Annotated in this window: 11 protein-coding genes; 7 read left to right on the top strand and 4 right to left on the bottom strand. The window is 39.3% G+C overall.

Annotation, left to right across the window (positions count from 1 at the left end):
* Window positions 1–38: 38 nt before the first annotated feature.
* The 4 genes from CEQ83_RS19045 (at window position 39) to CEQ83_RS19030 (ending at window position 4,729) form a co-directional block, all read left to right on the top strand.
* Window positions 39–938, top strand: a complete 900-nt coding sequence (locus tag CEQ83_RS19045; protein ID WP_028415050.1) for a DMT family transporter — start codon at window positions 39–41, stop codon at window positions 936–938.
* 52 nt (window positions 939–990) lie between these two features.
* Window positions 991–1,344 carry a cupin domain-containing protein gene (locus CEQ83_RS19040; RefSeq protein ID WP_028415049.1) on the top strand — a complete coding sequence of 118 codons (354 nt, stop codon included), beginning with the start codon at window positions 991–993 and terminating at the stop codon, window positions 1,342–1,344.
* A 406-nt stretch (window positions 1,345–1,750) separates the two neighbouring features.
* Window positions 1,751–3,673: a lipoteichoic acid synthase gene (locus CEQ83_RS19035; RefSeq protein WP_028415048.1), complete on the top strand. Its 1,923-nt coding sequence runs from the start codon at window positions 1,751–1,753 to the stop codon at window positions 3,671–3,673.
* 87 nt (window positions 3,674–3,760) lie between these two features.
* Window positions 3,761–4,729, top strand: a complete 969-nt coding sequence (locus CEQ83_RS19030; RefSeq protein WP_028415047.1) for an LCP family protein — start codon at window positions 3,761–3,763, stop codon at window positions 4,727–4,729.
* A 37-nt stretch (window positions 4,730–4,766) separates the two neighbouring features.
* On the opposite strand, the gene CEQ83_RS19025 is transcribed toward CEQ83_RS19030, so the two are convergent.
* Complete coding sequence (locus CEQ83_RS19025; RefSeq protein ID WP_155017473.1) at window positions 4,767–5,348, bottom strand: YitT family protein; 582 nt, start codon at window positions 5,346–5,348, stop codon at window positions 4,767–4,769.
* Window positions 5,349–5,548: 200 nt separating this feature from the next.
* On the opposite strand from CEQ83_RS19025, the gene CEQ83_RS19020 reads away from it, so the two are divergent.
* Entirely contained in the window at window positions 5,549–6,046 is a 498-nt protein-coding gene (locus tag CEQ83_RS19020) for a GNAT family N-acetyltransferase (protein WP_028415046.1), read from the top strand.
* A gap of 26 nt (window positions 6,047–6,072) precedes the next feature.
* Here the strand turns inward: CEQ83_RS19020 and CEQ83_RS19015 are convergent, their stop codons facing one another.
* On the bottom strand, window positions 6,073–6,786 hold the full coding sequence (locus tag CEQ83_RS19015) for a YoaK family protein (RefSeq protein ID WP_063248327.1): 714 nt from the start codon (window positions 6,784–6,786) through the stop codon (window positions 6,073–6,075).
* Between the two features lie 123 nt (window positions 6,787–6,909).
* Entirely contained in the window at window positions 6,910–8,952 is a 2,043-nt protein-coding gene (locus CEQ83_RS19010) for a catalase (RefSeq protein WP_028415044.1), read from the bottom strand.
* A 172-nt stretch (window positions 8,953–9,124) separates the two neighbouring features.
* Between CEQ83_RS19010 and CEQ83_RS19005 the strand changes: the two genes are divergently transcribed.
* Together CEQ83_RS19005 and CEQ83_RS19000 are read left to right on the top strand one after the other, a co-directional pair.
* A complete protein-coding gene (locus CEQ83_RS19005; protein WP_028415043.1) occupies window positions 9,125–10,096 on the top strand; it encodes an NAD(P)H-dependent flavin oxidoreductase in 972 nt (323 codons plus the stop codon).
* Window positions 10,097–10,166: 70 nt separating this feature from the next.
* A complete protein-coding gene (locus tag CEQ83_RS19000; RefSeq protein ID WP_028415042.1) occupies window positions 10,167–10,562 on the top strand; it encodes a hypothetical protein in 396 nt (131 codons plus the stop codon).
* A 27-nt stretch (window positions 10,563–10,589) separates the two neighbouring features.
* Here CEQ83_RS19000 and CEQ83_RS18995 read toward each other — a convergent pair whose 3' ends face one another.
* Window positions 10,590–11,942 (bottom strand): cation:dicarboxylate symporter family transporter, encoded by a 1,353-nt coding sequence (locus tag CEQ83_RS18995; protein WP_028415041.1) that lies wholly within the window; start codon window positions 11,940–11,942, stop codon window positions 10,590–10,592.
* Window positions 11,943–12,049: the final 107 nt, after the last annotated feature.

Genomic DNA, 12,049 nt, shown 5'->3' with positions numbered 1-12,049 from the left:
TTTGAATAGTAATAGTTTTCTGAAAGTGAGGTGAGAGAATGAAAGCAGAGCCAATGGTGAAAATGATGATTTCAATGAGTATTTTTGGTTCAATTGGCTTTTTCTCCACACAAACTGGACTGCCTTCTTTTGACTTAGTATTTGTTCGCTGTATTTGTGCAACACTTTTTCTCGGAATGTGCTGGTTCGTAACGGGTGAATATAAAAGGGAAAAATGGAATGCTAAAGAAATAAAGCAGATTTTACTGTGTGGGATATTTCTTGTGTTTAACTGGGTGTTTCTATTTAAAGCATTTGAAATGATGTCCGTTACGGTTGCTATTTCTATTTATCATCTTGCACCCGTTTTAGTATTGCTTCTGGGGAGCTTTATGTTTAAGGAGAAATTAACGGTTCTTGGCGTGATGTCTATCTTCATTTGTTTTGGAGGAACACTTCTAATTATTGGAGTGGAGCAACTTACGATTGACGGCTTCATGTCTTCAGGAATACTCTGGGCGCTTTTAGCCGCTTTGTTTTATGCATGCACGACGCTGCTTGGTAAAGGCATTATTCATACGAGTGCTTATGCTGTTACATTTCTTCAGACTTTTTTAGGAATTTTTCTATTATTGCCGTTTGTTCATTTTACTGATTTTCATTTCCTAACAACGGCCAACTGGACATCTATTTTAGTAACAGGCTTTGTACATACTGGTTTAGTGTATTATTTGTTTTTCGACAGCCTGCGCTATTTAAAAACTCAGGTGATTTCGGTTCTGGTGTTTTTAGATCCAGCCGTTGCCATTTTATTAGATACAGCATTCACGGGATTTCGCCCTACGCTTTTGCAGCTTGCAGGCATTGTTTTGATCTTTTTAGGAATGCTTTTTACTTTGAAGCCAAAACCTTCATCTGAAAAAAATATTTCCAATAGCAGGATAAAAAAGATCACATAGAATTTCTATTTCATCTGCAGGTGTTCATTTATTAGAAAAAGGGGAGCTAGTCATGAAAGTTAGTAAGCAAAACGCAGAACACTACGTGTGGGGAGGAAAATGCGATGGGTGGCACCTAGTGAAAAATAAAGACGTAAGTATTATTCATGAGCGCATGCCCCCTTATACGGAAGAGGTAAGGCATTATCACTTGAAAGCACATCAATTTTTCTTTGTACTAAAAGGAACAGCTGCTCTAGAAATAGACGGAGTTATTTACGATGTAAAAGCACACGAAGGAGTAGAAGTATTTCCTTCGATTCTTCATCAAATGATGAATCGTTCGAGTGAGGAGATTGAGTTTCTTGTGATTTCACAGCCTTTTGCACAAGGAGACCGCATAGCTGTTGATGAAGATAAAGACTAAGCATAGATAAGTCTATTTTTACTAGTCCTAACAGTAAGCGAAGAATACCGTCCAGTACAATAGTACCTTTTCATTCAGCAAGTGAAATATTATGCCTAATAAAATAAAAATACTTTTATTGCAGAGCAGAAATGTGGTAAATTAATATGTATGCAATATAGGGAGAACAAAATTTACAAATTAACAATTGTGTAATATTAACATCACGATAAAAAATAAGAGATTACAAGTTAAAATGTAAATTTTGTAGATGACTAAAAAAAGAGATGAAGATGATATTGTTTGACAAATTGAATCATTTTCAGGTAATCTTTTGCAGGACTTAACCGTTACGATTTAATGTAGGGGACTTTCCTGAGGTTAGCTGAACATGAAATCTCTACTTTTTAGTGAAAGGAATTTGAAAATGAAAAAACTATTTTCAAAGCCGTTGTTTTACTTTTTTATAGCGGTTTTATTCATGTGGATCAAGTCTTACATGTCTTACAAAGTGGAGTTCAACTTAGATATAAGTGACTCAATGCAAAAAACGTTATTGTTTATTAATCCAATTAGTTCAACTTTGATCTTTTTAGGGTTAGCATTGTTTGCAAAAGGAAAAAGAGCCATCGTTTGGACGCTTATCCTTAGTACAATCATGACGGTCATTTTGTACAGCAATATTTTATATTATCGATTCTTCAATGACTTTGTGACATTGCCTACTTTAACGCAAACAAGCAATGTGGGTCATTTAGGAGGCAGTATCGCTGATTTAGTAAAAGCTCACGATATTTTTTACTTTGTAGATATCATTTTACTGATTGCGCTATTGTTTGTTAGAAAAATCGAATGGCCAAAAGCACGTCTTAAATTCCGCTATACGTTCATGGTGTTAGCGGCAGGAGCTGTCGCATTTGCAATTAACTTGCACTATGCTGAAAAAGATCGCCCTGAATTATTAACAAGAACATTTGATCGCAACTACCTAGTGAAATATTTAGGAGCATACAACTACACGGTGTATGATGCAGTTCAAACGTTTCAAAACTCAAAGCAACGAGCATTCGCAAGCAGTGATGACTTAACAACAGTGAAAAACTTCAGTACAAGTCACTATGCAGCTCCGAATATTGAGTATGCGGGTAAAGCAAAAGGAAAAAATATTATTAAAATTCATCTAGAATCATTTCAGTCATTCCTAATTAATTACAAGTTAAATGGACAAGAAGTAACGCCGTTTTTAAATTCATTAGCAAATGGAAATGAATTTATGTATTTTGATAACTTCTTCCATCAAACAGGACAAGGTAAAACAGCTGATGCAGAGCTTATGATGGATACGTCATTATATGGCTTGCCTCAAGGATCAGCATTTAGCTTAAAAGGCCGCAACACGTACCAAGCAGCACCAGCGATCTTAGATCAAGAGGGCGGCTATACAAGTGCTGTGTTACACGGAGATTATAAAACGTTCTGGAACCGTAATGAAATTTACAAACAGTTCGGTGTGGATAAATTCTTTGATGCAAGTTATTACAATATGACTGGTGATAACAAAGTAAACTATGGATTAAAAGATAAGCCATTCTTCAAAGAATCTATGCCAATGCTACAGTCATTGAAGCAGCCGTTCTATGCGCATATGATTACATTAACAAACCATTTCCCATTCGTTCTTGATAAAGGTGATGCTAGCATTGAACCGGCGAACACAGGAGATGGAACGGTAGACCGTTATTTCCAAACGGCTCGTTATTTGGATGAATCACTGCAAGAATTCTTTACAGAGCTAAAAGCTTCAGGTTTATATGACAACTCAGTTATTATGATTTACGGTGACCACTACGGTATTTCTGAAAATCATAACAAAGCAATGGAAAAAGTTCTTGGCGAGAAAATCACGCCATATAAAAACGCTCAGCTTCAACGCGTACCGTTCTTCCTTCACGTACCAGGTGTAAAAGGTGGAGTAAACCATACGTACGGCGGTGAAATTGACGTAGTGCCTACGCTTCTTCACCTAGTGGGAATTGATAGTAAAGAGTATGTTCAATTCGGTACAGATTTATTATCAAAAGACCATGATCAGGTAGTAGCATTTAGAAACGGTGATTATGTTTCTCCGAAATACACGTCAATTGACGGCAAGTATTACGATACAAACACAGGAGAAAGAATCACAGCAACAGACGAAGCGAAAGCTTATAAAAAGAAAGTTGGAAGAGAGCTAGAACTTTCTGATAAAGTGTTATACGGTGATTTATTACGATTTAATAAATTAGATGACTTTAAACCGGTCGATCCATCAAAATACATGTATGGAAAAGACCAAGAAACAGAAAAATAATGTAAGCTTTCACACCATACAATCCAAACAAGCAAGTAGAGGAGCTTTTTAAAAGCTTAGCTACTTGCTTGTTTTATGAGAACTTCATTGAAAAAGAAAGCTGGTGACAGAAACGTGGAGCGAACAAGACGCAAAAGAAGAAGAAGAGTTCGATGGGGCAGAGTGTTCTTTGCTTTGTTGTTCCTTTTTATTATCGTTGGGGGCATATACAGCTATTTCCAATATAAGCAAGGGCTATCGATAGCAAGCGATGGTAAATTTGCGGATGACGGCACGACATTTGAACAGTTTCAAGGCAGTCTCCCGAATAACGGAGAAGTAAATATGCTGCTGTTAGGAAGTGACTCGCGCGGGGAAAAGCATTCTCGTACAGACTCTATTTTAATTGCTCACTACGATTCTAAAAGCAAACACCCGAAAATTGTTTCTCTTATGAGGGATATGTACGTGGATATTCCAGGACACGGCAAGCAAAAGCTGAATGCTGCTTACGCGTTCGGAGGTCCTGAGCTGCTGCGTCAAACGATCAAACAAAATTTTGATATTGATATTAACTATTATGCAGTTGTGGACTTCGAAGGATTTTCAAAAATTGTAGATACGATTGCGCCTGATGGCATTGAAGTAACCGTGCCTCACGATATGTCTTCGGGAATTGGTATGACGCTTCACAAAGGTACCCAAGTTTTACACGGTGAACAGTTGCTTGGCTACGTACGTTTTCGCCATGATAACATGAGTGATTTTGGACGCGTTCAGCGCCAGCAAGAAGTCGTTTTAAAGCTCAAAGATGAAGTAGCAAGCCTAAACAGCGTGTTTAAAATACCGAAGCTTCTCGGCGTAATGGATCCTTACATCGATACAAATTTAGATACAAAAAGCATGATGCTTCTAGCTAAAGATGTGGTAACAGGAAACATGAAAGACGTTCAAAGCCTACGACTGCCTTTAGACGGATCATTTGAAAACAAAACGTATAGCGGCGTTGGTATGGTGCTTGATATTGATTTAGATAAAAATAAAGAAGCGCTGCAAGAATTCTTAAATGACAAATAAAGAAAAGCCTCGAGACGCATGTCTCGAGGCTTTTTCCTTATACATAGACGATGATGCGTTTGAATGACGTAATTAAACTGGTCACTATACCAGAGCATACAACAATGAATAATGAATAAATAGCTGTATCGTTTTGAAGCAGTAAAATACCTGAAATAATAATAGATGCGTCAATCACTAAAATGATGATGCCAGGGTTTAAAGATAACCATTTTGCAAGTATCAGAGAAAATAAGTCGACCCCGCCTTGACTTGCGTGCTGCCGGAGCATGATGCCAGTTCCAATTCCGTTAAAAACGCCTCCAAGGCAAGCGCTTAAGATAATGGGAAGGTGAAAAATTCCGTGAAGCGGAAACAGCAAATCAATCATAACGGCTGAGAGAACCATGCCATAGATAGCATTTAAAAAATAAGAGCGGTTAAAACCTAGAGCGAGAAGGTAAATCGGCAAGTTTAAGCAAAAAATCATCACGCCTACTTTATAGCCAAGTAAATAATTAATGATTAAGCTAATTCCCGTAATGCCTCCTGTTACAAGCTGAAGCGGAAGAATAAAAACGTTAATTCCAATACTAACAAACATACTGCCAATTCCAATTGCAATTAATTTTTTGTACATGCTGTCTCATCCTTGTCTATGAATCTCTTTATATGTATATGAAGACAAGCAGAGTTTCAGCACAAAGACTGCTTTAGAAACCATAATGCACGGATTAAATATATGCAAAGGAAGCTGTTTCGCAATGCAAATGTGTTGCATAAACATTCTTCACCATAGACAATAAGAATTAACGAAGAAGGTAAATGGAGGAGAAAAAATTGATCGTTCGAAAAGCTAGAGAAGAAGAAACATCATCTATTGAAACAGTAACGCTTGCTGCTTATGAGCAATATGCAGCTGTAAAATCGGAAGCACACTGGAAAAGATATCGAAAGGGAATTTTACATACCCTGAGTGAAGAAAAAAAATTTGAATGCATGGTAGCTGAAATCGATGGAGAAATGGCAGGAAGCGTTTTGTTTTATCCGCCGAATACGGATGTATATGGAGGGTTATTAAAACCATTTCCATGGGCTGAAATTCGTCTGCTGGCAGTTGCTCCATCTCATCGCCGAAAAGGAGTCGCCAATGCGCTTCTTGAAGCGTGTGAAAAAAAATCTCGGGAGCTAGGATGTTCTTATTTAGGTTTACATACAGATCATTCAATGGAACATGCCATTAAGCTGTACACTAAAAGAGGTTACGTCCGCTTTCCTGATAACGATTTTTATCCGGTAAAAGATTTGCATGTCATGGCATTTAGAAAATCCGTTTAATAAAAAAGCCTTTGAAATCATTGATTTCAAAGGCTTTTTTGAGATTCTGAATTTAAAATGACAAAAGCGAGAAAAAGAATAGCAGAAGCTAGCCAAATTGCTTTTGTTCCGAGGGTGAAAGTAGAAATAGAGCCTAACAACGCACCACTTAAAAAAGAGAGGATAATGGCCGTAAAACGAAGGCACTGATAAGCAGCATTTTCGTCGCGTTTGAATATAGCATAGTATGCTGCTTGAGAAGCAGTACGAAGGTTTCCAGTTGTCATTGTTGTATTATATGACCATTTTATCAAAGTTCTAAATGAAGAAACTTGAAGAGCAGCAACAAATGAAATTGTTACTGTAACCAACATATTAGGAACACTAGGTGGTAAAAACCCAACAATAATGAGTACGACAATTTCTAAAAGCAATACAATACGAGAAGTATCAGGGAGTACAGATACAAATCGCGGCTGCTTAAATGTTTCGGTTACAGCAACGCCTAGGATAAAGGCTAAAATAGGCGGAATATGAAGAAAAGCTTCTGTCCATTGACCTTGTGCTGCCTTTACACCTAATAAAACGATATTTCCACTTTGTGCATTTGCAAATACTCCGTTTCTGCTTATATACGTATAAGCATCAAGAAAACCTCCCACAATAGCTAACAAAATTCCAAGGATAACTGAATTTGCCGTTGCAGCTTTTTTGAATCGTTTCGTTAATTGTAAAAAGTAAGATGATTTGTTTGTGAGCATGTCTTCCTTTTGCCTCCTGAAAATCTAAGGTGCATTATCTAGTATAAGCAAAAAATCGGCTTTTCTTCAATTGCTGTGACTCCATGTAAAAAAGATAGGGAAGATCCCTATCTTTTTTGTCATTTATATAACGTGACGATTCCAGTGGCGGTGAGCTGAAACAGCTTCAACAAATTCATCTGTAAAACGTGTAGAATCTCCAGTTACGACACCGGGACTACTATCTAAGCCAGCAGCTTTTAGCCACTTAACACCTTCATCTGTGGCGCCAATTGGTTTAAAATGCTCGAATGCTTCTTGAGCAAACGTCAGTGCTTCTTTACGAAACTTCTCATCAGCTGACGAACTTCCGACAACATAAACCGCATCGAATAAGACAGAATCACTTGTTAAGAACGTGTGCTGTACTTCAAGTTCTGACCCGTCTGTTCCTTTTACGTTTTGGAGGGTTGTGCTTACAATTTCAGGCTGAATGCCCTGTTGTTTTAAACTGTTTAACACTTGTGGTAGGTCACCGCTAAAGTCATTAGCTACAATGACAGCTACTTTACGCGTATTCGGCTTTTTAATCGTCTGTTCCTGACTAAGAGCCGGAGACGACTTGGTCACTGGCGCGTCTTCTCCTGATGGAGGCGTTGCACCAATCGCTTGTGCCACTTGTTTAGCTAGCACTGTACTGACGTTGGCAAACATATCAACAACCTGTTGCTGAACAGACTTGCTTTTCACTTTTCCAAGCTCAAAGCTGAAAGCACTGATAATATGCTCTTTTTCAGGGTCGCTCATGCTATTCCAAAATAGCGTTGCCTGTGAAAAGTGGTCTTTAAAACTTTCGCTTCGGCTTCGAACTTTTCTTCCTTCCACTTTTTCCTGATAGTGAGAATAACCGCCCTCTGACTCTGGTACAGGAGCCGGCGTATTGGCTGCAAGAGAGTTTCTGTGATAGCTGACAGGCCCTTTGTTAATCGTTTGACGTCCGTAACCGTCGCGTTGATTGTTATGAAACGGGCACACTGGACGGTTGATTGGAAGTTCGTGAAAATTCGGGCCGCCAAGACGAATAAGCTGGGTATCCGTGTATGAAAACAATCTTCCTTGTAAGAGAGGATCATTGGAAAAATCAATTCCCGGTACTACATGCCCCGGATGGAATGCGACTTGTTCCGTTTCGGCAAATACGTTGTCTACATTTCGATTTAAGGTCATTTTTCCAACCAATTTGACGGGAATGTCTTCTTCTGGCCAAAGCTTAGTTGGATCGAGAATGTCAAAGTCGAATTTAAATTCATCTTCCTCAGCTATGATTTGAAGCCCTAGCTCATATTCAGGATAGTCTCCGTTTTCAATTGACTCCCATAAATCGCGGCGATGAAAATCAGGGTCTTTCCCAGAAATGGTTTGAGCTTCGTCCCAAACAAGGGAATGCGTGCCGAGCACAGGCTTCCAGTGGAATTTGACAAAATGAGCTTTTCCTTCCGCATTAACTAAGCGAAAAGTATGTACGCCGAAGCCTTCCATCATACGCAAGCTGCGAGGAATTGCACGGTCTGACATTGTCCACATGACCATGTGGGCAGACTCTTGGTTATTAGCGACAAAATCCCAAAACGTATCATGTGCTGAAGCCGCCTGAGGCATTTCGTTGTGTGGCTCAGGCTTAACAGCGTGAATTAAATCCGGGAATTTAATCGCATCTTGGATAAAGAACACGGGAATGTTATTTCCAACTAAGTCATAGTTTCCTTCTTCTGTATAAAATTTTGTTGCAAAACCACGTGCGTCGCGAACCGTTTCAGCTGAACCTTTAGAACCTGCTACAGTAGAAAAACGGACAAATACAGGTGTTTTTACAGACGGATTCTGTAAAAATTTAGCTTTTGTATATTCACTGAGCGAGTCATACAGCTCAAATTCTCCGTGAGCAGCGAAGCCTCGTGCATGAACGATGCGTTCAGGAATGCGCTCGTGGTCAAAATGCGTCATTTTTTCACGGAAATGAAAGTCTTCCATAAGGGTTGGACCACGTTCGCCTGCTTTTAAAGAAAATTCATCTTCGGAAAGCTTTAACCCTTGATTGGTTGTGAGCGCTTGGTTTCGATCGTCTGTTTTAAACTGCTCGAGCTGTTCTTGCTTGCTTTTTTCATTTACAGGGTGCTTTTTTGTCATGCTTGTCTTCCTCCTTGATCTTCAGTTAATAATCATTACAAAATGTGTACCCTATCAAAAGTTGAAGCAAACAGAAATGTTGGAATTTTTTCGTAGGAAATCCGTTATTTTCTTGTTATGATTATGAATAAGTATTCATAAATACAAAAATAAAAGGAGAGGGGATACATAGATGAAAACACGGGTAACAGATTTATTAGGAATTCAATATCCAATTGTACAAGGAGGTCTTGCGTATCTAGCGTACGCAGAACTTGCGGCTGCTGTCTCAAATGCAGGCGGGCTTGGACAAATTACAGCTATGACGCTCCGAACACCTGAGAAACTTCGAGCTGAAATTAAGAAAGTACGTTCTTTAACTGAGCGTCCTTTTGGCGTTAATTTTGCTGTTGGAGGTCAAACAGAAGGTTCTTATAAAGAACTTCTCGACGCAGCAGTAGAAGAAGGTGTTCCGGTTATTTCCATAACAGGAGCAAATCCCACACCTATTTTTGAAAGATTAAAAGGAACGGGAATTAAAACGCTCGTGCTGGTAGCCAACGTACGTCAAGCTCAAAAAGCTGAGAAGCTAGGAGCAGATGCTGTCATGGCAGTAGGGCAAGAAGCCGGAGGACATATCGGACGTGAGGATCTAGGCACAATGGTATTAATTCCTCGAGTAGCTGCGGCTGTGTCAATTCCGGTCTTGGCAAGCGGAGGGATTGGAAACGGACAAGGATTATTGGCAGCGTTATCATTAGGCGCTGAAGGGATAGAAATGGGAACACGTTTTATCGCGACAAAAGAATGTGTAGATGCCCATGATGCGTATAAACAAGCTATTGTGGAAGCGAAAGAAACCGATACTGTGGTTATTAAACGTTCGTTCGGGGCACCTGGACGCGTATTGAAGTCCCACTACACTCTTGACATTATTGAGCGTGAACAGCAAGGAGAGAGATACGAAGAGTTAAAAGACGTCATTAGCGGAGGGGCAAACTGCCGGTATATTTATGAAAATAAAATCGATGAAGGCTATGGATGGGCAGGCCAAGTCGTTGGACTGATTGATAGTATTCCAACGGTGCAAGAGCTGTTTAACAGTATGATAGAAGAAGTGCACGCCGGTTCTAAACGACTGTTGAGTATAGTAGAAAAGAAGTAGAGATACAAGCCGTCATACTGTAGCAATTGTTCGCATATTTATAATCTATATCTCTAAATGAGGTGAGAGAATGAAAAGAATGCGAGCATTTGCTATCATGACGTTTTTAATAGTAGGTTCAGGATATGCAGTTTTTATTAAAAAAGAAGAAGTTTCCAAGACTCAGCAAGCACAAGTGTACGAAGAAGCAAAGCCTGTTATTAAACAAATGGACAAACTGGATATTTGGCATAAAATCAGCAGCGGTTTAACTGAAGCGGGCTATGAATCAAGGGGTGTGAATTCTTCCCTTTATTCAAAAGACAGAGTAGAGCTGGATGTGTATATGGAGCCTTCCGTTTCAGCTGATGCCAAAACGCAAGAAACGATTAAACAAATGGTATATAAAATACTGGAAGAAAATAAATTTCAGCAAAAGGCCTTTCATGTAACAATTAAATTCCTGCCCGAAAAACAAGCAAAATAGACTTGTCTCGGCCAGGAATTTTTTTTATTAAAATGCTTTTTCATTGGCTGCTGGAATACTCTCAGGGAGAGAAATTTCAGCATTTTTGGGCTGATACGTAATTTTTCCGTCCAGCACATCATTGGCTTTTTGTAGGTCTAATAAATTTTCCCATCGTGCGATAATAAAAGCGGCTACCGCATAACCAATAATATTAACTGTGGTTCGGTAATTACCCATAAAGCGATCAGGAGCAAGCATCAGAGCAACGGCAGCTACCGGAATGGATCCGGTTGCTGCTGCGGTAGCAGAAAGAGCAACAAAAGCTGATCCTGGAATGCCAGCCATTCCTTTAGACGTAAGAAGAAGAACACCAAGCATTAAAAGCTGATCAGTGAGGCTCAAGTCCACGCCCGTTGCTTGTGCTAAAAAGACGAGAGCAAGAGACAGGTAGATAGAAGCACCGTCTAGGTTAAACGAATAGCCCGTAGGCACAACAAGGCCAACGACTGCTTTGTTGCATCCTGCTTGTTCAAATTTATCCATGAGCTGCGGCATAACGGCTTCAGTAGAACCCGTAGCAAATGCCAGCATAATTTCTTCTCGTATATATAGAATAACTTTCCACAAGCTTAATTTTAAATAGGTTCGTAAAATAACAGCTAAAACAAGAACAAATGCTAGACAAGCAATTGTCATAGCGATAAATAGCTTTCCAAATGCAGCAAGTGTTCCAAGACCGTACTGACTAACCGCAAATGCCATGGCGCTAAACGTGGCAAGAGCCGTTAACTTCATGATGTATCCCATAATTTTAAATAACACATCATTTACTTTTTCTAATACGTGTAGAAGGGTCTCCGCTGTTTTTCCACCTATATGGACAAGAGCGATTCCGAACAAACACGAAATTAAAAGCACTTGAAGCATGGAGTTGTTTGAAAAAGCACCAACTGCACTGTCTGGAATCATATTAAGAAAAAAATCACCTTCGCTCGGAAGTTCGGAGCCGTTTGTCTTCGCGTCCACTTCAGTTGTGCTTAAGCTTGAAGGATCAACATTCATACCGGCGCCGGGGTTCATTACGTTTGCTACTAATAGACCGATAAGTAGAGCGAATGTTGTGACAATTTCGAAGTAAAGAATGGTTTTTCCACCAATACGCCCAACTGTTTTAATGTTTCCAACCTTGGCAATTCCGACAACGACTACCCCAAAGATAAGAGGAGCAATCAGCATTTTGATGAGCTTAATAAAACCGTCTCCAATCGGTTTCACAGCATTTCCAAAGCTTGGCCATAGATATCCTACGGCTACGCCAAGTACAATTGCCATCATAATTTGAAAGAAAAGACCTTTATAAAAAGGTTTTTGCTTACTTTTTGCCGCTGTTTGTGTCATGTGTTCTCCCTTCGTCGTACAATTTTTTTGATGTTACAATAGATGTTATGTTTTTTTACATTTTAACGTAAGGTTATTTGAGGTGTCATTGGTCTCTTTGACTAAAA

Origin of the sequence: Priestia megaterium (assembly GCF_009497655.1) — a bacterium.
Classification (GTDB): Bacteria; Bacillota; Bacilli; order Bacillales; family Bacillaceae_H; genus Priestia; species Priestia zanthoxyli.
Note: the sequence above shows the minus strand (reverse complement) of the source record. Positions and strands in the feature narration are given on the sequence as shown.